The sequence below is a fragment of the Burkholderia sp. F1 genome (assembly GCF_050813845.1).
GTDB lineage: Bacteria > Pseudomonadota > Gammaproteobacteria > Burkholderiales > Burkholderiaceae > Burkholderia > Burkholderia ubonensis.
This window is the reverse complement of record NZ_CP172421.1, coordinates 2,927,821-2,949,823: the sequence shown is the minus strand read 5'-3', so window position 1 is coordinate 2,949,823 and position 22,003 is coordinate 2,927,821. Positions and strand designations below refer to the sequence as shown.

Annotated in this window: 20 protein-coding genes and 1 tRNA gene; 8 read left to right on the top strand and 13 right to left on the bottom strand. The window is 64.4% G+C overall.

What is annotated here, in order from left to right:
* Position 1: 1 nt before the first annotated feature.
* From ACFIMZ_RS13830 to ACFIMZ_RS13795, 8 genes are all read right to left on the bottom strand, one after another.
* Entirely contained in the window at positions 2-733 is a 732-nt protein-coding gene (locus tag ACFIMZ_RS13830; protein WP_431820016.1) for a MotA/TolQ/ExbB proton channel family protein, read from the bottom strand.
* 35 nt (positions 734-768) lie between these two features.
* On the bottom strand, positions 769-1,500 hold the full coding sequence (locus ACFIMZ_RS13825) for an energy transducer TonB (RefSeq protein WP_431820015.1): 732 nt from the start codon (positions 1,498-1,500) through the stop codon (positions 769-771).
* Positions 1,501-1,717: 217 nt separating this feature from the next.
* Positions 1,718-1,954 carry a (2Fe-2S)-binding protein gene (locus ACFIMZ_RS13820; protein WP_431820014.1) on the bottom strand — a complete coding sequence of 79 codons (237 nt, stop codon included), beginning with the start codon at positions 1,952-1,954 and terminating at the stop codon, positions 1,718-1,720.
* 137 nt (positions 1,955-2,091) lie between these two features.
* Positions 2,092-2,952 (bottom strand): glutamate racemase, encoded by an 861-nt coding sequence (gene murI / locus ACFIMZ_RS13815; protein ID WP_431820013.1) that lies wholly within the window; start codon positions 2,950-2,952, stop codon positions 2,092-2,094.
* Between the two features lie 43 nt (positions 2,953-2,995).
* A complete protein-coding gene (gene bfr / locus ACFIMZ_RS13810) occupies positions 2,996-3,472 on the bottom strand; it encodes a bacterioferritin (protein ID WP_010095804.1) in 477 nt (158 codons plus the stop codon).
* Between the two features lie 160 nt (positions 3,473-3,632).
* A complete protein-coding gene (locus ACFIMZ_RS13805) occupies positions 3,633-5,156 on the bottom strand; it encodes a fumarate hydratase (protein WP_431820012.1) in 1,524 nt (507 codons plus the stop codon).
* Complete coding sequence (locus ACFIMZ_RS13800) at positions 5,153-5,803, bottom strand: TIGR00645 family protein (protein WP_431820011.1); 651 nt, start codon at positions 5,801-5,803, stop codon at positions 5,153-5,155. Before ACFIMZ_RS13800 ends, ACFIMZ_RS13805 begins: the two co-directional genes overlap by 4 nt.
* Positions 5,804-5,922: 119 nt before the next feature.
* Entirely contained in the window at positions 5,923-6,822 is a 900-nt protein-coding gene (locus tag ACFIMZ_RS13795) for a DMT family transporter (protein WP_431820010.1), read from the bottom strand.
* A 313-nt stretch (positions 6,823-7,135) separates the two neighbouring features.
* Here ACFIMZ_RS13795 and acs point away from each other — a divergent pair, with 313 nt between their 5' ends.
* The 6 genes from acs to ACFIMZ_RS13765 all read left to right on the top strand — a co-directional run bounded on the left by acs (position 7,136) and on the right by ACFIMZ_RS13765 (position 14,904).
* A complete protein-coding gene (gene acs, locus ACFIMZ_RS13790; RefSeq protein ID WP_431820009.1) occupies positions 7,136-9,118 on the top strand; it encodes an acetate--CoA ligase in 1,983 nt (660 codons plus the stop codon).
* Positions 9,119-9,192: 74 nt separating this feature from the next.
* Positions 9,193-9,537: a DUF4212 domain-containing protein gene (locus ACFIMZ_RS13785; protein ID WP_431820008.1), complete on the top strand. Its 345-nt coding sequence runs from the start codon at positions 9,193-9,195 to the stop codon at positions 9,535-9,537.
* A 3-nt stretch (positions 9,538-9,540) separates the two neighbouring features.
* Positions 9,541-11,556: a sodium:solute symporter family protein gene (locus tag ACFIMZ_RS13780; RefSeq protein ID WP_431820007.1), complete on the top strand. Its 2,016-nt coding sequence runs from the start codon at positions 9,541-9,543 to the stop codon at positions 11,554-11,556.
* 60 nt (positions 11,557-11,616) lie between these two features.
* A tRNA-Ser gene (locus ACFIMZ_RS13775) sits at positions 11,617-11,706 on the top strand.
* 595 nt (positions 11,707-12,301) lie between these two features.
* Complete coding sequence (locus tag ACFIMZ_RS13770; protein WP_431820006.1) at positions 12,302-14,167, top strand: ArnT family glycosyltransferase; 1,866 nt, start codon at positions 12,302-12,304, stop codon at positions 14,165-14,167.
* 26 nt (positions 14,168-14,193) lie between these two features.
* On the top strand, positions 14,194-14,904 hold the full coding sequence (locus tag ACFIMZ_RS13765) for a class I SAM-dependent methyltransferase (RefSeq protein ID WP_431820005.1): 711 nt from the start codon (positions 14,194-14,196) through the stop codon (positions 14,902-14,904).
* 40 nt (positions 14,905-14,944) lie between these two features.
* Here the strand turns inward: ACFIMZ_RS13765 and ACFIMZ_RS13760 are convergent, their stop codons facing one another.
* The 5 genes from ACFIMZ_RS13760 to ACFIMZ_RS13740 all read right to left on the bottom strand — a co-directional run bounded on the left by ACFIMZ_RS13760 (position 14,945) and on the right by ACFIMZ_RS13740 (position 18,870).
* A complete protein-coding gene (locus tag ACFIMZ_RS13760) occupies positions 14,945-15,376 on the bottom strand; it encodes a GtrA family protein (RefSeq protein WP_431820004.1) in 432 nt (143 codons plus the stop codon).
* A 6-nt stretch (positions 15,377-15,382) separates the two neighbouring features.
* Positions 15,383-16,615, bottom strand: a complete 1,233-nt coding sequence (locus tag ACFIMZ_RS13755; RefSeq protein WP_431820003.1) for a glycosyltransferase family 2 protein — start codon at positions 16,613-16,615, stop codon at positions 15,383-15,385.
* Positions 16,519-17,184: a hypothetical protein gene (locus ACFIMZ_RS13750; protein WP_431820002.1), complete on the bottom strand. Its 666-nt coding sequence runs from the start codon at positions 17,182-17,184 to the stop codon at positions 16,519-16,521. The genes ACFIMZ_RS13755 and ACFIMZ_RS13750 overlap by 97 nt, the downstream gene beginning before the upstream one ends.
* Before the next feature lie 54 nt (positions 17,185-17,238).
* On the bottom strand, positions 17,239-18,051 hold the full coding sequence (locus tag ACFIMZ_RS13745; protein WP_431820001.1) for a 2OG-Fe(II) oxygenase: 813 nt from the start codon (positions 18,049-18,051) through the stop codon (positions 17,239-17,241).
* A gap of 246 nt (positions 18,052-18,297) precedes the next feature.
* Complete coding sequence (locus ACFIMZ_RS13740; protein ID WP_431820000.1) at positions 18,298-18,870, bottom strand: TetR/AcrR family transcriptional regulator; 573 nt, start codon at positions 18,868-18,870, stop codon at positions 18,298-18,300.
* A 59-nt stretch (positions 18,871-18,929) separates the two neighbouring features.
* Here ACFIMZ_RS13740 and ACFIMZ_RS13735 point away from each other — a divergent pair, with 59 nt between their 5' ends.
* Positions 18,930-20,228, top strand: coding sequence for an MFS transporter (locus tag ACFIMZ_RS13735; RefSeq protein WP_431819999.1), 1,299 nt, complete (start codon positions 18,930-18,932; stop codon positions 20,226-20,228).
* Positions 20,229-20,301: 73 nt separating this feature from the next.
* Positions 20,302-21,768, top strand: a complete 1,467-nt coding sequence (locus ACFIMZ_RS13730; protein ID WP_431819998.1) for an amidase family protein — start codon at positions 20,302-20,304, stop codon at positions 21,766-21,768.
* The last annotated feature ends 235 nt before the right edge of the window (positions 21,769-22,003 follow it).

Below are 22,003 nucleotides of genomic sequence, written 5' to 3'. Positions count from 1 at the left end.
TTCAGCTGGCGCGGGCCGCGAGACGCAGGCCGTCGCGAGTGGACGACGACGCGAGGCGCGCGCCCGTCACGAAGTACGCATGCAGGCCGTGCGCGAAGCGGCGCAGCTTGCTGACGACACCCTTGTTCGCGCGGGTAAGCGCGTTGTAGCCGAGCACTGCGGGAATCGCGACGAACAGGCCGAAGGCCGTCATGATCAGCGATTCGCCGACCGGGCCCGCCACCTGGTCGATCGACGTCTGGCCGGTTGCGCCGATCACGAGCAGCGCGTGGTAGATCCCCCAGACCGTGCCGAACAGCCCGACGAACGGGGCAGTGCTGCCGATCGACGCGAGGACCGCGAGGCCGCCCTGCATGCGCGCGATGCCTTCGTCCATCGTGTCCTTCAGGCAGCGCGTGATCCAGTCGGACACGTCCATCCGGTCATGCAGATGCGGCTGCGTCTGGTGATGGTGATCGGCGGCTTCCTTGCCGGCGAGCGCGAGCGCGAGGAACGGGTTGTCGCTCGGCGTCGACGCGGCCTGGCCGAGCTTCTTGATGCCGTCGTCGAAGTCGTCCGAATGCCAGAACGCCTGCTCGGCGTTTTTCGTGAGGCGGTTCAGGCGAATCACGTTCCAGCCCTTGATGACGATCACCATCCACGACAGGATCGACATCACGAGCAATGCGATTGCGATGAAGCGTGTGACGAAATCACCTTGCGCCCAGACGTGCGCGATACCGTAGCTTTGCATTTTTATTCCTTTCGAATCTTCCGGATGAGGCAGTGTTAGTCGGTGAGCCCGAAGTTGTAGGGCTGGGTACGGGCAGCGCGGATCGCCTGACCGTTCTCGATATAGGGACGGCACGTCGACGCGCGCATCGCGGCGAGAGCGGCCTCGTCGAGGCGCGGATAGCCGCTGCTCTTCTGCAGCTCGACGCTCTCGACCTTGCCCGTCACGCCGACGACGAAATGCACGGACGCGGTGCCCGATTCGCCGCGGCGGCGGGACATCGACGGATAGTCGGGCTTCACGAACACACATTGGAGCGTCGGGACATTCTTCGGCGCGCTGACGTCCATCGTCTCGCGCGCGGGGCCGGGCGCGGCCGACGGCGCGGCGGCAGCCGGTGCGGCAGGCGCAGGCGTCGGGTCGGCCGAGGGGGCGGGCGTCGGTGACGGCACGGGCGACGGCGCAACCGGCTGCGCCGTCGGCTTCGACGCCTTCGGCACCGGCTTCGGCTCGACCTTGGGCTTCACGCGCGGCGTGGGCTTCGGCGGGGCCGGTTGCGGGATCGATTCGGCCGCGACCTGCTGCGCGATCGGCGCGGGCGTGATCAGCTGCGCGGTGATCGACTGGACCTCGACGGATTTCTCCGGCAGTGCGTTGCGATGGAGCCAGGCCGCCGTCAGCAGGACGGTGTGCACGGCGACCACGCCGACCGCAGCAGCGATGACTCGGGGATTCATACGGGGGGCAGCCGGCCAGGCGCCGGCTGGAGCGGAATGCGAAGCCTGCATGTTAGCTAGAAAGAACGGCGCTGCCCGCGGAGGGCGGCGGGGTGACGTGCCATCACTTGCGGAAGATCAACAACGAGATGCACACGGTGGTAACAAATCCGATCAGCAATTCCATAACAGGCTCCTTGACAGGTAGGCCGTTGGCTCGCGCTGATGCTGGCTTGCTGACGGGCAAAACAAAAAATGCGGCCTGAGCCGCACACGCACTCGGCGCGGGTCAGGCCGCCTTGCGCTCGTAGAACGTTACGGGAATCGGGTGAGCATGATGCTCGACACCGCACCGGCTCGCGCAGACGCCTTGCTCGGCCATGATGTCGCGCACGGACTCCTCGCACTTGCCGCAGCAGGTGGCCACGCCGAGTTCGAACTGGAGTTCATCGAAAGAATGCACGCCTTCCGCGAGGGACGCGCGAATCGTGCGATCGGATACAGACTTGCACACGCAGACGATCATGATGAGTGCGATAGCTAACGTTAATGCGAATTATTATCATTAAATTTGCCGGCGTTGACAAGCCCGCATCCGGCTTTTTTGTAACAAAACCAGACCCTTAGAGGGGTTACTGACGGAGCAGGGGGCGGATGGGGGCGTCAGGCGGCCGTGCACGCGTGTGCGTTTGGCGAGGAAATGGTGACGGATTCGACCGGCGCGTCGAGGCCGAGCAGGGTCGACGCGAGCGCGCGCAGCTGCCGGCCGTCGCTGGTCGAGCAGAAGCGCGGCGGCGCGGCCCGGGTGCCGGCCGGCGCCCGCAGGCCGCGTTCGTCGAGGACGCGCGCGAGCTGGCGGGCGATCGCGTCGCTGGTGTCGACGATCGTCAGGCGGTCGCCGACAAGGTCACGAATCGTTTCCGTGAAGAACGGGTAGTGCGTGCAGCCGAGCACGAGCGTATCGGCGCCGGCATCGAGCATCGGCTGCAGGTAGCCGTCGAGCAGCGCGCGCAACGCGGGCGAGTCCGTGTCGCCGCGTTCGACCGCCTCGACGAGCCCATGCCCGGGCTGGCAGATGAAGCGGCGGCCGGCGCCGTAGCGGTCGAGCAGCGCCTGGAAGCGCGCGCTGCCGAGCGTCGACTGGGTCGCGAGGACGCCCGCGATGCCGCTCGCGGACAAGGCTGCCGCGGGCTTGATGCCCGGCTCGACGCCAACGAGCGGGATCGCGAGACGTTCGCGGATGGCGGCGATCGACTGCGCCGTCGCGGTGTTGCATGCGACGACCAGCGCTTTCGCGCCCTCGCGCGCGAGCCACTCGCCGATCGCCAGCGTGCGCTCCGTGATGAACGCCTCGTCGCGCGGGCCATAGGGCGCGTTGCGCGAATCGGCGACGTAGACGAACGATTCATCGGGCAGTTGCGCACGCACGGCGCGCAGCACCGACAGGCCGCCCAGCCCGGAATCGAAGACGCCGACGGGCGCGCCCGCGGCGGCCGTCGTGGCGATGACGGAAGGCGTCGGCATGCTCAGGTGGTCTGCAATGGCGGGGAAGGGCGGGGGAATGCGCTTACTCGGGCGAACCCATCATCGTCTGCTGGTAGTTCTGGATGCCGACCTTGCCGATCAGGTCGATCTGCGTTTCCAGCCAGTCGATGTGCTCTTCGGTGTCGTCGAGGATCTTTTCGAAGATTTCGCGCGACACGTAGTCACGAACCGACTCGCAATAGGCGATCGCTTCCTTGCAGGTTGCCTGGGAGATCTGCTCGAGCTTCAGGTCGCACTTCAGGATTTCTTCGGTCTCCTCGCCGACGAGCAGCTTGTGCAGGTCCTGCAGGTTCGGCAGGCCGTCGAGCATGAACACGCGCTCGATGAGCCAGTCCGCATGCTTCATCTCGCCGATCGACTCGTCGTATTCGTGCTTGCCGAGCTTCTCGAGACCCCAGTGCTTGTACATGCGCGCATGCAGGAAGTACTGGTTGATCGCCGTCAGCTCGTTCTTCAGCTGGGCGTTCAGATATTCGATGACTTTCTTGTCGCCTTGCATGGCTTGTTTCCTTCTTGATTGTGGGGCTTCGGAACCCGAACGATAATCGCTCGAAAGCGAAATGCCAAGTTTCCCGCGCTCGTCCGAGCGGCCAACGCGGCGGGATGAGAATGAGAAGCAAAAAGGCCGGACAGGTGTCCGGCCTTTCGAGCGTTCGCGCTTACGCGGCGGCGACCGGGATCTTGCCGATCTTCGCCTGCCACTCCTTCGGACCGGTCTGATGGACCGACGTGCCCGACGAATCGACAGCCACCGTGACAGGCATGTCCTGCACGTCGAACTCGTAGATCGCTTCCATGCCGAGGTCTTCGAACGCGAGCACCTTCGCGCCGCGGATCGCCTTCGACACGAGGTACGCCGCACCGCCGACCGCCATCAGGTAGGCCGCCTTGTGCTTCTTGATCGCGTCGATCGCGACCGGGCCGCGTTCGGCCTTGCCCACCATCGAGATGAGGCCCGTCTGCGCGAGCATCGTCTCGGTGAACTTGTCCATCCGCGTGGCCGTCGTCGGGCCGGCCGGGCCGACCACTTCGTCACGCACCGGATCGACCGGGCCGACGTAGTAGATCACGCGGTTCGTGAAGTCGACCGGCAGCTTCTCGCCCTTCGCGAGCATGTCGGCGATGCGCTTGTGCGCCGCGTCGCGGCCCGTCAGCATCTTGCCCGACAGCAGCAGCGTCTGGCCCGGCGCCCAGCTCGCGACCTCTTCCGGCGTCAGCGTGTTCAGGTCGACGCGCTTGCTGGTTTCGGTGTTCGGTTCCCACTGGACCTTCGGCCATGCGTCGAGCGACGGCGCCTCGAGCTTTGCCGGGCCCGAGCCGTCGAGCACGAAGTGCGCGTGGCGCGTCGCCGCGCAGTTCGGGATCAGCGCGACCGGCTTCGATGCCGCATGCGTCGGCGCGGCCATGATCTTCACGTCGAGCACGGTCGACAGGCCGCCGAGGCCCTGCGCGCCGATGCCGAGCGCGTTGACCTTCTCGTGCAGCTCGACGCGCAGCTCTTCGACCCAGTCCTTCGGGCCGCGCGCGATGATTTCCTGGATGTCGATCGGCTCCATCAGCGATTCCTTCGCCATCACCATCGCCTTCTCGGCGGTGCCGCCGATGCCGATGCCGAGCATCCCCGGCGGGCACCAGCCCGCGCCCATCGTCGGCACGGTCTTCAGCACCCAGTCGACGATCGAGTCCGACGGGTTCAGCATCACGAACTTCGACTTGTTCTCCGAGCCGCCACCCTTCGCGGCGACCTGCACGTCGACCTTGTCGCCCGGCACGATCTCGTAGTGGATCACCGCCGGCGTGTTGTCCTTCGTGTTCTTGCGGCCGCCTTCGGGCGGGTTCACGATCGACGCGCGCAGCACGTTGTCCGGGTGCGTGTAGCCGCGGCGCACGCCTTCGTTGATCATGTCGGTGACGCCCATCGTCGCGCCGTCCCAGCGCACGTCCATGCCGACCTTCACGAACACCGTGACGATCCCCGTGTCCTGGCAGATCGGGCGGCGGCCTTCCGCGCACATGCGGCTGTTCGTGAGGATCTGCGCGATCGCGTCCTTCGCGGCCGGGCTTTCCTCGAGCTCGTACGCGCGGCCGAGAGCCTGGATGTAGTCGAGCGGGTGGTAGTAGCTGATGTACTGCAGCGAATCCGCGATGCTCTGGATCAGGTCTTCCTGTTTGATGACGGTCATGGCTGAGACTCTGTGAGGACTGTGGGGAATGCGTTGCCGGCGGCATGTTCCGCCGGCTTGCGGGACGCAGCGGCGGGGGCGTGCGTCTCGTGGAAATGCGCGGGATGCGTGTGGGTCGTCAGGCGGTCGACCCACGCCATCACGAGCGCCGACACGAGGAACGACACGTGGATTAGCACCTGCCACATGATCGCGTGGGTGGTGTGCTGGTCCGGGTTGATGAAGGTCTTCAGCAGGTGGATTGACGAAATGCTGATCAGCGCCATCGACAGCTTGACCTTCAGCACGCCCGCGTTCACGTGGTCGAGCCATTCCGGCTCGTCCGGATGCCCCTCGACGCCGAGCCGCGACACGAACGTCTCGTAGCCGCCGACGATCACCATGATCAGCAGGTTCGAGATCATCACCACGTCGATCAGGCCGAGCACCGCGAGCATCACGCCGATCTCGTCGAGGCTGGCCGCGTGCGACAGCAGGTGCCACACCTCGTGCAGGAACAGGAACGCATAGACGCCCTGCGCGACGATCAGGCCGAGATACAGCGGGACCTGGAGCCAGCGGCTCATGAAGATCAGCTTGGGTAGCGGACGCATCGGGCGGAAAACGGGACGGACGGGCGAGTGCGGGTCGGTCTGCGGGGCGGACATGATGGGCGAACGGGCGCGTATATGCGGGGTAGTAATTCGGAAAAGCGCGCTATTGTAGCGCGTCGGCCTGCTCGGCTGCAGCGACGCGCCCCGCGGCCGGGCGGGGCGCCGGGGACGGATCAGGGCGTGACGGGCGGGGTGCGTTTCACGCGCAGGCTCGCGAGCACGATGCCGGTGACGACGCACGCGAGCGCGAAGCCGTGCGCGAGCGTCGGCCGCTCGCCGAGGAACACGATCCCGTAGACGGCCGCGGCGACCGGCAGCACCGCGCTGAACACGCCGGCGAGGCTGCCCGGCACGTGGCGAATGCCCTTCATCCACATCCAGAACGAGAAGATGCTGGCCGACAGCCCGTACCAGACGACGAGCGCCCAGATGCTCGCCGGCACGCTCGCGTAATCGAAATGCCACATCGCGCCCGCGCCGAGCGGCAGCATCAGCAGCAGGCCGAACAGGTGCGTGTACGCGCAAATGTCGATCGGCGCGAGCGTCTGCGTGAGGCGGCGCGACAGGATCACGTAGATCGACTCGCAGCACACCGCGCCGAGCATCAGCAGGTTGCCCGTCAGCGAGCCGGCCGTCGCGCCGGTCGCGGTCGCGCCGCCGTTCGCGAAGTTGATCGTCACGACGCCGGCGATCGCAAGCGCGATCGACACAAGCGCACGGCCGTTCGGTTTTTCGCGCAGGATCAGCCAGGCGAACAGCGCGACGACGGCGGGGATCGTGCTCGTGATGACGCCGGCCGCGACCGCGCTCGTGCGCTGCACGCCGTTCAGCATCAGCAGCGTAAACATGAAAGTGCCGAAGAACGCCTGCAGGAACAGGTTCAGCCATTCGCCGCGCTTGACCGCGCGCATCTTGACCGGGCGGAACAGCGGCCACAGCACGCCGATCGCGATCACGAAGCGCAGCGTGGCGAGAATGACGACGGGAACGAAGGCGACGATCGATTTGCCGATGCCGACGTTGCTGCCGACGAGCAGCATCGACGCGATGAGGAAAAGTGCGTAGCGATTCAAGCTGGAATCCGTAAGGCGAGTTCAGTTACGATTGTAGGGTCGTGGTCGTAACAGCGCAAAGCGCGCCGCATGGCGTGCCGCCGATGGCGTCGCCGATTTTGCCCGTAAGTGACGGGTAAGTTGAGGCGCTTATCTTGGAGATGCCGGGCCACGCGCTTGCCGTCGTGCGAAGTGGTGCGGCGCAGCATCGCGCGCAGCCCCCGGGCTGCGTGCGGGTGAGGTGGGAGACAGCGGCGCGCTTGCGCCGACCAAGACGCGGCGCGCACGACACGCGCCGGCAATCAGAGGATTCATGTTCACCAAGGGGTAGTCGATGTCTGCGATTGAATCGGTTCTTCACGAAAGCCGCCAGTTTGAGCCGCCCGAGGCGCTCGTGAAGGCGGCGGCCATTTCCGGCATGCAAGCCTATCGTGCGCTTGCCGACGAGGCCGAGCGTGATTACGAAGGCTTCTGGGCACGCCAGGCCCGCGACACGCTCGCGTGGCACAAGCCGTTCACGAAGGTGCTCGACGAGTCCGATGCGCCGTTCTACAAGTGGTTCGACGACGGCGAGCTCAACGCGTCGTACAACTGCCTCGACCGTCACGTCGCGGCCGGCAACGGCGAGCGCGTCGCGGTGATCTTCGAAGCGGACGACGGCGCCGTCACCCGCGTCACGTATGCCGACCTGCTCGCGCGCGTGTCGCGTTTCGCGAACGCGCTGAAGCAGCGCGGCATCGGCCGCGGCGACCGCGTCGTCATCTACATGCCGATGTCGATCGAGGCGATCGTCGCGATGCAGGCCTGCGCGCGCATCGGCGCGACGCACTCGGTCGTGTTCGGCGGCTTCTCCGCGAAGTCGCTCAACGAGCGGCTCGTCGACGTCGGCGCGACCGCGCTCGTCACTGCCGACGAGCAACTGCGCGGCGGCAAGAAGCTGCCGCTCAAGAGCATCGCCGACGAGGCGCTCGCGATGGGCGGCTGCGACGCGGTCAGGAGCGTGATCGTCTATCGCCGCACCGGCGGCAAGATCGACTGGCATGCGGACCGCGACCTGTGGATGCACGAGCTGACGGCCGCCGAGTCCGACACCTGCGAGCCGGAATGGGTCGGCGCCGAGCATCCGCTGTTCATCCTGTATACGTCGGGTTCGACCGGCAAGCCGAAGGGCGTGCAGCACAGCACCGGCGGCTATCTGCTGTGGGCCGCGCTGACGATGAAGTGGGCGTTCGACTGGAAGCCCGCCGACGTGTTCTGGTGCACCGCCGACATCGGCTGGATCACGGGCCACACGTACATCACGTACGGCCCGCTCGCGTGCGGCGCGACGCAGGTCGTGTTCGAGGGCGTGCCGACCTATCCGGACGCCGGCCGCTTCTGGAAGATGATCGCGGACCACCAGGTCAGCGTGTTCTATACCGCGCCGACCGCGATCCGTTCGCTGATCAAGGCGGCCGAGGCCGACGACAAGGTCCACCCGAAAAGCTACGACCTGTCGAGCCTGCGCATCATCGGCACCGTCGGCGAGCCGATCAACCCGGAAGCGTGGATGTGGTATCACAAGCACGTCGGCCAGGAGCGCTGCCCGATCGTCGACACGTGGTGGCAGACCGAGACGGGCGGCCACATGATCTCGCCGCTGCCGGGCGCGACGCCGACCGTGCCGGGCTCGTGCACGCTGCCGCTGCCGGGCATCATCGCGGCCGTCGTCGACGAGACGGGGCAGGACGTGCCGGACGGACAGGGCGGGATTCTGGTCGTCAAGCGCCCGTGGCCGTCGATGATCCGCACGATCTGGGGCGACCCGGAGCGCTTCAAGAAGAGCTACTACCCCGATGAGCTCGGCGGCCGGCTCTATCTCGCCGGCGACGGCACCGTGCGCGACAAGGGCACCGGCTACTTCACGATCATGGGCCGGATCGACGACGTGCTGAACGTGTCGGGCCACCGGCTCGGCACGATGGAGATCGAGTCGGCGCTGGTCGCGCACGAGCTCGTCGCCGAGGCGGCCGTGGTCGGGCGTCCGGACGAGACGACGGGCGAGGCGGTCGTCGCGTTCGTCGTGCTCAAGCGCACGCGTCCGGAAGGCGAAGAGGCCGCGAAGCTCGCGAAGGAGCTGCGCGACTGGGTCGGCAAGCAGATCGGGCCGATCGCGAAGCCGAAGGACATCCGTTTCGGCGACAACCTGCCGAAGACGCGTTCCGGCAAGATCATGCGCCGCCTGCTGCGCTCGCTCGCGAAGGGCGAGACGATCACGCAGGATACGTCGACGCTCGAGAACCCCGCGATCCTCGACCAGCTCGCCGAAGTGCGCTGAGCCGGCGTCCCGGGCATGCGCCCCTGCGCGGCAATCCCGATTGCCCGCGCAGGGGCTTTTTGCTACACAAGGGCATGACCGTTCCGTCCCGTCCCGCGCCTGTCGCGCCGCCGCCCGTCCCCGCGCCGCTCGCGCGCGCGCATGCGCGCTACTGGCGCTTCAACGTCGCGCTGATCGCCGTGCTGATGGCGACCGGCTTTGCGGTGTCGTTCATCGTCCCGTTTTTCGCGCCCGCGCTCGCGGGCGTGCGCTTCGCCGGGTTCAGCCTGCCGTTCTACGTCGGCGCGCAAGGCGCGATCCTCGTCTATCTCGTGCTGATCGTGATCTACATCGGGCTGATGCAACGCGCCGACCGTATCCTGCGCCGCACGTACGACGAGTACGCGGCGCGGGCCGGCGACACGCGTGGCGGGCGCTGACGGATGCTGACGCGTCGCCTGATCCGCGCGTATGCGCTGTACACGCTCGGCTTTCTCGGGTTCGTGCTGCTGCTCGGCCAGATCGAGCGCGCGGCCGGCTCCGGCGTGTGGATCGGCTACGTGTTCCTGTTCGTGCCGATCGCCGTCTATGCGGTGATCGGGCTGCTGTCGCGCACGTCCGACCTCGTCGAGTACTACGTGGCCGGGCGGCGCGTGCCGTCCGCGTTCAACGGGATGGCGACCGCCGCCGACTGGCTGTCGGCCGCGTCGTTCATCGGCCTCGCCGGATCGCTGTACGCGACCGGCTACGACGCGCTCGCCTACCTGATGGGCTGGACCGGCGGCTTCTGCCTCGTCGCGTTCCTGCTCGCGCCGTACGTGCGCAAGCTCGCCCGCTACACGATTCCCGACTTTCTCGGCACGCGCTTCTCGAGCACCGCGGTGCGCGCGCTCGCGGCGGGCGCGGCGATCCTGTGCTCGTTCGTCTATCTGGTCGCGCAGATCCAGGGCATCGGGCTGATCGCGACGCGCTTCATCGGCGTCGATTTCGCGATCGGCATCTTCTGCGGGCTCGCGGGCATTCTCGTCTGCTCGTTCCTCGGCGGGATGCGTGCGGTGACGTGGACGCAGGTCGCGCAGTACATCATCCTGATCAGCGCGATCCTGATTCCCGTGTCGCTGATCGCGATGAAGAACGGGCTCGGGCCGGTGCCGCAATTCAGCTACGGGCAGTTGATGGAGCGCGTCGCCGCGCGCGAAGCGCAGGTGCGCGATTCGCGCGACGAGCAGCGGGTGCGCGACGCCTATCGCCGGCAGGCCGCGCACCTCCAGACGCAGCTCGACCGGCTGCCCGCGTCGTATGCGGAGGAGCGGGGGCGGCTCGTCGACCAGCTGGCCGACCTGCGCCGCCACAACGGGCCGCTGCGCGAGATCAGCCAGCGCGAGCGCGCGCTCGCGGACTTCCCGCACGACCCGGCGGCGGCGCGCGTGGTGTGGTCGCAGGCGCGCGACGACCTGCTCGCGCGCGCGGCGCCGCCGGTGCCGATGCACGAGCCGTTTCCGGCGGCAAGCGACGACGAGCGGCGGCCGCGTGAACGAAACTTCCTCGCGCTGCTGCTGTGCCTGTCGCTCGGCACCGCGAGCCTGCCGCACATCCTGACGCGCTACAACACGACGACGTCGGTCGCGTCCGCGCGCCGTTCGGTCGGCTGGACGCTGTTCTTCATCGCGCTGTTCTATCTGAGCGTGCCGGTGCTCGCGGTGATGATCAAGTACGAGATCCTCGCGAACCTCGTCGGGCGGCCGTTCTCGGCGCTGCCGGCGTGGGTCACGCAGTGGCATCACTTCGAGCCGGACCTGATCGGCGTCGTCGACGAGATTCGCGACGGGATCGTGCATTGGTCCGAAATCCAGATGCAGCCGGACATGGTCGTGCTGGCCGCGCCGGAAATCGCCGGGCTGCCGTACGTGGTGTCGGGGCTGATCGCGGCGGGTGCGCTCGCGGCCGCGCTGTCGACCGCGGACGGCCTGCTGCTGACGATCGCGAATGCGCTGTCGCACGACATCTACTACCACATGGTCGCGCCCGACGCGTCGAGCCAGCGGCGGGTGACGATCTCGAAGGTGCTGCTGCTCGGGGTCGCGCTGTTCGCGTCGTATGTCGCGTCGCTCAATACGGGGAAGATCCTGTTCCTCGTCGGCGCGGCGTTCTCGCTCGCGGCGTCGAGTTTCTTTCCGGTGCTCGTGCTGGGGGTGTTCTGGAAGCGCACGACGACGCGCGGCGCGATCGCCGGGATGGTGACGGGGCTCGTGGTGTGCGTGTATTACATCGTGTCGACGTATCCGTACTTCGCGCAGCTGACCGGCTTCGCCGGGCCGACGTGGTTCGGGATCGAGCCGATCAGTTCAGGCGTGTTCGGCGTGCCGGCGGGGTTCGCGGTCGCGATCGTCGTCAGCCTGCTCGACCGCCGGCCGGACGATTACACGCGCGCGCTCGTCGACTACATTCGCCATCCGTGATGGTTGCGTACGCGGGAGTGGCGGGGCGCCGCAAGAGTTTGCTATACTCTCGCTCTTCCCGGAGAGATGGATGAGTGGTTTAAGTCGCACGCCTGGAAAGCGTGTATAGGTGTAAGCCTATCGGGGGTTCGAATCCCCCTCTCTCCGCCAGAATTCAAGCCGAAATCCCCGTTGAGTCAATGACTTGCGGGGATTTTTGTTTTGCGGCTCACAAGCCGGCAATCAAAAATTGATTGCTCACTCGCTCGCAGCGTCGTAGGGATTCTCCACTCGTCCGTCGGATGCGATTCCCGCCATATGAGCATCCAGCGGAGCCGAAGAGGGCACGGAAGATCACTCTCGGCATCGGCTGCCATCGCCTTGGCCAAGTCTTGGTTGCGCGATCTGCGCTGAACGCTCGGATCGTGGCAGGCAGCGACTGGCGCGAATCTGACGGAGATCGCCGACCACTGAATGACAATGCGATACAAGGCGGCAGCGGTCGACGCGCGTCTTTGGACGTGGCCCGTTCGTAGTGCGGTGGAGGCAACTGCCAGAGGGTGATGTCGGCTGCGGCAGGCCTGAATGGCGAGAAACCACTCGACGAGAAAGATCCGGGCGGCGAGCAAGATCATCGCATTGAGGCAGCGTCCGGCATATGGGGGGCGTGCCGCCAGGCACCGAAGAAGACCCCGGCTGAGGCATTCGCCCTGGCTGCTTAACATGGGCAGATTTCGCTGGGCCGTTACATATGTGGGAGAATCCGGTGACTCACGGATTCCGCTACAAAATGCAAATTCCTATCGAGACGCGCCCGGATGGCGAGGGCCTTGGCGTCGAAGTTCGGCAAAATCACTCCCCGCATCCCGATACGACAGACGACATTGGTCCCCTGCTCGCCGCCGGCGTCTTCGTAAGCGTCTGGATGTTCGTGATATCCGTGACGGGAATCCTTCTGTCAGTGTCGATATGGAGTATCGCCGTCGCGACAATCTTGTCCGCTGGCGCGACACGCCTGCTATGCCGACGATCGCTTCGCTGGGCATTCCGGGGGCAAGCCGCATGGGCCATCTTGTGGTTGCTACCGGTATTGGTCGGGCTGATCGTCTGCTTTCTGCCGCCGTACTCGTGGGACGAAGTCGCGTATAGCGTCTCTTTGCCTCGGGCGTTCGCAGCTGCTCACCGCTTCATTTATGTGGATAGCTTCGGTCCTGCTTCTGCATTCCCCGGAAACTACGAAGCGGTAACAACGGCCTCGCTGCTGCTCCTGGATGGGCCGGTCGCGGCCAAGCTCCTGAATATTGCAATGGCACTCGGTATGGCTTTGTGCGCGACCGAAATTTGCCGCAGACTCGGAGTCGATTCGAAGCGAGCACCTCTTGCGGGCATGTTCGTGCTCTGCGCACCGGCGATAGTGCAGTTTGCCCCGATTGCCAAGAATGACATTGCCAATGCGTTCTTTCAGGCGTTGGCGCTTGTCACGTTCATGCGCTACGTTGCCACGAACAACCCCAGGTTTGTCGTTTTGTCGGGTTGGTTCCTCGGGACAGCAGTAGCAATCAAGTACAACAGCCTGCAATTCGCCGTCGTGTTCTGCGTGACCGCCTTCATCGCTGTCCAAACGCGTCAGCTTCCAGCGAAGTCGCGTTGGCTTCATGTCGTGACGTTTGGATTGGCCGCTGCCGCGTCAGCTGCCCCCTGGTACCTGCGAAATCTGTTCCGGTTTCGAAATCCCTTTTATCCGTTCTTCAATGACACGCTTCACGTCCAGAATGCATTTTCGCTGCATGACAGTGCGCTCTTGAGAGAGTTGTTCGAGGGTTTGGTCAACTATAGTTGGAAGTCCGGAACTTTTGCTGGCTTCATCTACAAGCTATCAGACGGTTTCGGGATGCCGGTTCTGGTTCTTGGCGCCATCGGTGCGTTGATTTTTCACAGACGGATGCGCGTTGCAGGCATCAATGTGTTCCTGGCCGTCCTCGTGGGCTTCTTTGCGCAAAGTCTCTTCGCCGGCTTTTGGGAGCCGAGATACCTCCTCTTCTTGCTGGTCGGCCTGTCGGCGCTCGCAACGGCGGCGATCGTCGAAGGTTGCGACTTGATTCGTCGGCGATGGTCACAGGTCTTTGTTTCCGGAGTCGTCATTGCCGGGGTCGTGGCGGCACTGCTGTTTCGCACGTACTCCGTCGACGAACTCAACTACCTGGGCGCAATCCGAACCTACGTATCAGAGCCGAAGGACACTTTTCTCGAGCGGTCTGTCTCGTTCTGGCCGGTGGCAAACTGGTTGAACGAGCACATCCCGGCAGGGCAAAGGGTGGGATTGGGGGTGAACGTCCAACCCTTTTACTATCTGAACGGATCTTGGTTCAACATACATCCGTTCAACGAAACCGGCAATTTGTCCGGTTGCACGACTTCACAGCAGTTTCTACAAGCCTTTCGGGGGCAGGGACTGTCATATCTTGCAGTTTGGAAATGGTACGACGAAGATGCATATCCCGCTGCCAGGACGCCGCATTTGCATGCATTCCTGAGCGCGTTCTATGGCGCGGTTGACGGTCTTCAAAGTTCCGGCAACCTCGTTCCGATCAAGGCCATCGGTGACGTCAAGATATATCGCATCATTTACTAAACGGAACACGTTGCATTGAACGACTGATGGATAACGGACAATACTCTTATACGGGCACCGATTTACTGTTCAGCGCGGAAACGGCTCTCGCCAACTACAACGCCTGGATCGTGACGGAGATAACCCGCTTCTTCCGGATGCGGCCCGGCGTCAACTCATCGGTGATTGATTTCGGTGCAGGGGTGGGTACTCTCGCGGCAATCTTTGCACAACGAACAGGAGTCCGCCCTTTGGCTGTCGAGGCAGACGTCAACCATCAATCCGCTCTAAATGCGCGAGGAATCGTTACCTACGCAGCAATCAGCGATGTTCCAGGTCAAGTCGACTTCGTGTACTCGTCCAATGTTCTTGAACATATCGAAGACGACGTCGCGGTCCTGCGCGAATTGCACGGGAAGCTTGCACCGGGGGGCGGCATCGCCATATTTGTACCCGCGTTCGAGGTGATCTGGTCGAAGTTCGACGACAAGGTCGGTCACCATCGGCGATACACAATCAAATCACTTCGCGAAAATCTGACGTTGGCCGGATTTACCGTTGAAGAGATTCGATATTGCGACGTGGTCGGTTTTTTTCTCGCGCTGCTATTTAAATTGGTCGGATCAAAGTCCGGGGAGCCTAGCGTCCGATCATTGCGATTCTTCGATCGCGTCCTGTTTCCAATCAGCAAGGCATTGGACTTGTTCGCTCATAGATGGCTTGGAAAAAACGTGCTTGCGTACGCAACGCGTAGCTAGCGCACGCGATACTGAATAAACTCGAGGGGTGTTGAAGCGATCAGTCTTCCGAAAAGACCTGCGTCCGATACAGTGCAAAACTCAGTAACGATGCGACAAGACTGCCAAGAACGAAAGCTATCGTGTGAGCCAGGGCGGGGCTGAGCGCATGCACCATCAGATAAAAGAGATTGGACGCCAATGCGCACATCGCCCCCGACAAAGCCGACACGACACAGAATTTTGCAAATACTGCGCGCTTCCCGCGTGCTGCATTAAACGTGATCCGTTTCTGCAGGAAGTAGCTTAAAACCGTCCCCGCCGCCCATGCCAGGATCACGGAGATCGTGAATCCCGCCGTTTCCGACGGCAGCATCCAGCCAAGAAACTCTCTGAACGCCACCGTACACAGCGCAACGAATCCGCCGACCGCGAGGAACCGTAAATATTGTCTTAACGGAAGCGTATTGCTTCGCGACGCTAATTTCGACATTGGGGACTATTCTATTTTTCCCGTGATCAGCAGAACGGAATGCAAAAATGCAGTGAAGACGATCTGCAGGCCGACCACCATGGTAGTCGCGGCAGGTATGGTGATCCGGAGAATCCTTGAAGGATCCAGCTTGTGGAAATCCGCCGTCCCCCAGTAGATAACCGATCCGACCGCGAGGAGCGCGCCAATCATGAATACGGCGCCACCGAGTATCAGCCTTCCCTCGAGATGATGACCTCGTCTTTTAACTATGCCGTCCGTAGACATCTTGCTGACGACGCTGTCGGAAATTGCCTGCGCTGTTGAATAGAACAGCGTTAGTTGAGTGCCCATCATGATCATGCAGGCCATGAAAAGCAGTGAACTGGTGTCGAGCGTGACCCCTCCAATGCGCATGCTGCCGGTCAACAGCAGACCGCCCAAGACGATGCCAACGAGGAGAAGAACAGCACCGGGATACAGGAACAGTTGCCTTGGCGCGAAGAGCAGCAGGAATCTCAGGTGTCGCCAGCCGTCCGACCAGCGGCGAAGGTGAGGGGGGCGATCGCGGCCATCCTTGTTCAGCTTTGTCGCGACCTCACAGATCGACAGCTTCGCCAGGACCGCCTTGACGATCATTTCGCTGGCAAATTCCATCCCGGGTGTGTCGAGATTCAGTCGCAACACAGCTTCGCGAGAGAATCCTCGCAGGCCGCAATGGAAATCGCGAATGTCTGAACTGAAGAAAAGCCGCCCTATGAACGAAAGTACCGGATTCCCGAGATAGCGATTCAAGAAAGGCATTGCCCCTTCTTCGATCCCGCCCAGGAAACGATTGCCCATTACAATCTGGAAGCCAGCCCGCAGTTTTGCTACGAAGGCATTCAGTGAAGAAAAATCATACGAGTCGTCTGCATCGCCCATGATGACGTAGCGCCCTTTTGCGGCGGCTATCCCTCCCAGGAGGGCCGCGCCGTATCCCTTCCGGGATACTGGAACAACCCGTGCGCCTGCAGCGGCAGCGATAGACTGCGACCCATCAGAGGAGCCATTGTCAGCGACGACAACTTCGCCCTTGATCTGGTTTCGCTCCATGTAGGATAGGGCCTTGGCGATGCATATGCCGACAGTTCGAGCTTCGTTCAGGCACGGCATCAGAATGGTCAGTTCGATGTCCTCCGGGCTCCCGGCGGCACAATTTTGTAATCCGGGGTGGTCGAAGACGTTGGCTCCCGGAATGGCTGACTCATGATGCTCCACACGCGCCTCAATTGAAGTGAGGCCGGAGTTAAGGCATTCCGCGCCTCGTTGATCGAATCCGCAATTATCCACCATTTCCACTTGGGAAAAGTCATCGGGCTGTTCCACAGCCCCGGGCCATCTCCCGTTCTCCAGAACGGGTGCGCTAGCCCGCGATACGCTGCTCGAACTGGGCCGGCGCACTCGAAGATGCCTTTGCGGTAAGACAGCTTGTTGACGATCGTGGTCATGGACAGGTCCGCACTTCGTTGCGCCTGCATCCATTCCGCGACATCGGTGCGGGTCACACCCGCGACTGGCTTGGCGAGGCTGACGTGCTTCACGAACGACGACACGGCCAGCGACTTGTTCGACAGCGTTTTGCGGGTCGTGCCTGGGGGCGTGAACCGGGCCCAGGCACGATGCGCGTTCGCCAGGGTCATGCCCGTCGGCTTGACGACCGGTACGGCCGGAGCCGGCGCGGATGCTTCGACGACGGCCCGCTGGGTATGTGTGGCGACGGAACGCAGATTGGGCTTGCCAAACGCCCGGTTAGCGGCAATTGGAAGGCTCCGGCTGTGAAGCGCCAAGGCCGAGCTCCCCAAAAAGCAACCCGGCCGAGGCCGGGCTTGGTTTGTCCGGTGTCAGTCTTTCTTGTATTCGTGGGCGACCCGGTGCACGCCTTTCGGGAAGAGCTTTCGCACGATTCCGCGTGCCGCTGCGTCTACGCGCAGCGCGACGTCGCGTACCGGCTGTTCCGGCCGCCCGCGGAACGACGTGGGATGAAAGTATTCGCTGGCGCCGGCCGGCTGGTCGGAGAAGTAGTAATTCGAAACGCAGCAGCGCAGCTCGTCACTGACGTTCTTCGAAACCGAGTGCCAGGAGTGCTGATTCGTCACCATGACCGCCAGGCGATTGAAGCGGCTGACGATCGTGCGCGGCGCTTGGCCGACGCCATGTGGCCATACCTCGAGGTTGCCGCCGTGCGCCTCGGTCCAGCCCGGAGTCGCGTAATACAGCAGGTTCAACACGCGATAGCGGTTCCGATCCTTGTCGTGTGAATTGTCCAGGTGCGGGTTGAGGAAGTGTCCGCGGCCCATGAGCGAAATCCCGCCGGCATACAGGTTCTCGTCGGGATACAGCGACTGCATGCCCGTGATTTCGGCGATCGCACGTACGACGCCCGGCTGCTGGAAAGCAAAAATCACTTCCTCGAGGATCGGCGCGTGCCGGTTCATTTGGGCGGATACATACTTCAGCTCGCGCAAACTCTTGCGCAGCATCATCGCCGACTCGTCGGGGAACGCATGCCGTATCTCGCGCGCGAGCGCTTCGGGCAGCAGGTCGTCAACGACGAAAACATTGATCGGCGCACTGTCGCGCCATTCCTGGCGGCATCGATGTGCTCTCTGCTGTAGGCGCTGTTCTATGAGGCGCCCGATCTCATTGCGGTCCATGATTCTTTCGTTGTGATATTGCAGCGAACAAAATTCGTATCGCGTTAAGCGGCTCACAAGTCAATGCCTGCCGCCAAGCTGTCGTGCCTGTCCGCGCGCAACTGAACGTCGGAGTGCGCACAGCATATCGTATCGTGCATTGCGAGAAGCAAAATCCGCGATGAATTGCGGACAGTACCGGACCGTTGATTCCGGTGTTTGCCTCTTGCCACCGGGGCCGGAACTTGCGGCTAGACTCACACCCCGTCACGCCTCGATCTCGACAACCCGCGCCAGAACCCGATCCAGCAACGCCTGCGCAAACGCGTACGCCGGCGTTTCCGCGGCGAACAGGATCCGGTAGACCAGCGGCGCGATGACGTAATCCATCAACGTCCGGCAGGCCGGCGGCGTCTCCCCGCGCGCAAGCGCCTGCTCGCGCATGCGGTCAAGCTGTTCCTCGATACAGTGCGCGCATTGCCCCGCATTGAGCGGATCGGCGCTGCTCAGCACGTCGCGCAGCAGCGTCCGGCCGACCTCGGACGACATCTCCTCGAGATACTGGGCCAGCCAGCTCTCCATGTCCTGTCTAAACGAACCCGTGTCCGGCGGAAGGCTGTCGGGCAGGAGATTCTCGATCGCCACGTCGGAAAGCAGCTGCGGCAGGTCGCCCCAGCGCCGGTAGATGGTGGACGGCGTCACGCCGGCGCGCGCCGCTATGGCCGGCACGGTCAGGCCGTCCCGGCCGTTTTCCTGCTGGAGGCCCCGGACTGCGCGATGCACGGCTTCCTGCACACGCGCGCTGCGACCACCCGGCCTCAATCCCTTTCTCGTCGTCATGGTCGATTCAATTCCTTCATGCAACACATCGAGCAACGAACGCCGTTAAAGCAAAGTATTTGCATTTGTGCGCGGCCGTCGCTATATTAAAGCACATTCTTTGCTTTAGTGAGCCGGCTGGCCCCATGTCGAACGTCACCCAAACCGAAGCTCCTGCCGGAGCGGCGCCTGCCGCGGCCGCTTCCGCGCTGACGACCCACACGATCACGCTGGTGGGCTATCTGGCCGCGTCGAGCGTGCCGACGCCGCTCTATCGGCTTTATCAGGCGCAATGGCATTTCTCGCCGATGCTGCTGACGCTGATCTTCGGCGTGTATGCGCTGTCGCTGCTGTCCGCGCTGATCGTGGCGGGAGCGCTGTCCGATTATATCGGCCGGCGTCCGGTGATCAGCGCGGCGCTCGTCCTTGAAATGGGCGCGATGGCGCTGTTCCTGGCGGCGGCGGGCCCGGGCGGGCTCATCGCCGCCCGGGTGCTGCAGGGCGTGGCGACCGGGCTCGCCACCGCGTCCGTGGGGGCGGCCCTCATCGATCTCGACCGGGAGCGGGGCGCGTTCACCAACGGGCTGGCGCCGATGGGCGGCATGTCGCTCGGCGTGCTCGGATCGACCGCGCTGGCCCAGCTGGCGCCGGCGCCATTGCATCTCGTATTCGTCCTGCTGCTGGCGCTTTTCGCGTTTCAGCTGTTCCAGACGTGGCGCACGCCGGAAACGGCGGGCGGCCGGCCCGGTGCGCTGAAGTCGCTGCGGCCGAGCATTTCGGTGCCGCCGGCCGCCAGGGCCGAGCTGCTGGCGATCACGCCGATCAACATAGCGGTGTGGGCGCTCGGTGGCTTCTATCTGTCGTTGATGCCGTCGCTGATCGGCAAGGTGACCGGCGCGGCATCGGTCTGGTTCGGCGGGCTGAGCGTTGCGGCGCTGACGTTGAGCGGCGGTGCGGCCATCCTGGTCGTGCGCCTGCGCAAACCGCTGCCGGTGCTGATCGTCGGCGCGCTGGCGCTGCTCATCGGCATTCCCGTGATCCTCGCGGGCGCCGATCTGGGCGTGACGGCGATCCTGCTCGTCGGCTCGGTGATCGCGGGGATCGGCTTCGGTGCAGGTCTTCTCGGCGCGGTGCGCAGCGTGATGCCGCTCGCGCAGCCGCACGAACGAGCGGGGCTGATGGCGGCCTTCTATGTCGAAAGCTATCTCGCGAACAGCCTGCCGGCGATTCTTGCGGGCTACATGACGCCGCGGCTCGGCTTGCTGAAGGTCGCCAATTTCTATGGCGGCGCGCTGATGCTGCTGGTGCTGGCGGGACTGGTGCTCGCGATCGTGCGACATCGGAGCGATCACCGCGTGGCCGGGCAGGCCGCGCATTGACCGGCACGGGATTTCAGCGCCGCGCCAGCCGTGCCGGAATCGGACTTCTGAACAATCGACGGAGATGAAAGTGATGGACAAGGTCAATGCAGGGGGCTTCACGACGGCCGCACCGTCTGGCGACGCAGCGTTGCTCGGCCTCGGAGCGGCCGCGGCCGTGGCCGCGATGCAGCGCGGCGATTTCACCGCGGAACGGTATGCGTCGGCGCTCCTCGAGCAGGCGGACCGGTGGCGTGACCTCAATGCATTCCGCACGCTGGATCGCGATGCGGTGCTGCAGGCGGCCCGCGCAGCCGACGAACGGCGCAGGCGCGGCGGCGCGCTCGGCCGGCTCCATGGCTTGCCGATTCCGGTGAAGGACAGCGTGAATACGCGCACGCTGCCGACGTCGAACGGCACGCTGTCCCTGGCGGGCTTCCGGCCGTCTGCGGATGCCGGCGTGATCCGCCTGCTCGACGAGGAAGGGGCGATCGTCATGGGCAAGACCAATCTGCACGAGTTGTCGTTCGGCTGGACCAGCAACAACGAAACCTTCGGGGCGGTTCGCAATCCGTACGATATCGCGCGCAGCCCGGGCGGCAGCAGCGGCGGCTCGGCCGCCGCCGTGTCGGCCTGGATGGCGCCGCTCGCGGTGGCTGAGGATACGTGGGGATCGATCCGCCTGCCGGCATCCTTTTGCGGGATCGCGGGCTTTCGCCCGAGCCGCGGACGCTATCCGGACGACGGCATCATGCCGTTGAGCCGCAATTTCGATCAGGTCGGCCCGCTCGCCCGCTTCGTCGAGGATCTTGTCCTGTTCGATCGGATTGCCGCGCGCGACGCGCGTGCCATCGAGCCGCGCCCGGTGAACGAGATACGCGTCGCCGTCCCGGCGGCGCTCTGGGCGGACCTCGACCCCGAAGTCGAACGGGTCGCGCGGCATGCGCTGGCGCGCCTGCGCGAAGCGGGCGTCTCCGTTGTGGAAATCGCCGGCTCGCTGAACGAGGTGGCGCGCGCGGCCGGCGTCGTCGGGACGATCGTGGCCTCCGAACTGCGCAGCAGCGTCGCGGATTTCCTTCGGCGCCACGAAGCGGAGGTTTCTTTCGACGATCTGTATGCGACGCTCGGGTCGAATACGAAGAACCTGATGGATGCGATGGTCCTGCCCCCGCACACGCCTGCGCGCGAAGCCTACGAGGCGGCGTTGCGCGAACGGAATGCGCTCGCGTCGATCGTTGCCGCCGGCATGCGCGAGCATCGCGTGGACGCGCTCGCGTTTCCCGTTGCCATGGTGCGTGCGCCCCGGATCGGCGAGGAAACCGGCGTGACGATCGACGGCGGGCGCACGATCGACGCGTTCGACGCACTGGGCCGCAATGTCGGGCTCGGCAGTTGCGTCGGCATGGCGAGCATCGTGCTGCCCGCCGGACTCGCGGATGACGGGATGCCGGTCGGGATCGAGTTCGCCGGGCTGCCGGGCGGAGACCGGGACATGCTCGCGATCGGACTTTCGGTGGAACGGTTGCTCGGCGGCGTGGAACCGCCTGCCGTCCGGGCCTGATCGTCGGGTTCGGCGCGGCTCCGTCGCTGCCGGACCCATGCATGAGCGACGCGCGGGGCGTCGCCACCGGCATGCTGTTCCCGAGTCGGGCCGGCGGTGGCGAATCCAGTCTGCCTGCGCATCGTGTTCCATCAATAATGCAGTCCTAAGCAGATGGGCGAGAAAGAACATCCGCACGATGAGCATGGGATGCGTGCGGCGCAGCAGGGCCCCGAAGCGCGGCCGGATGAATATT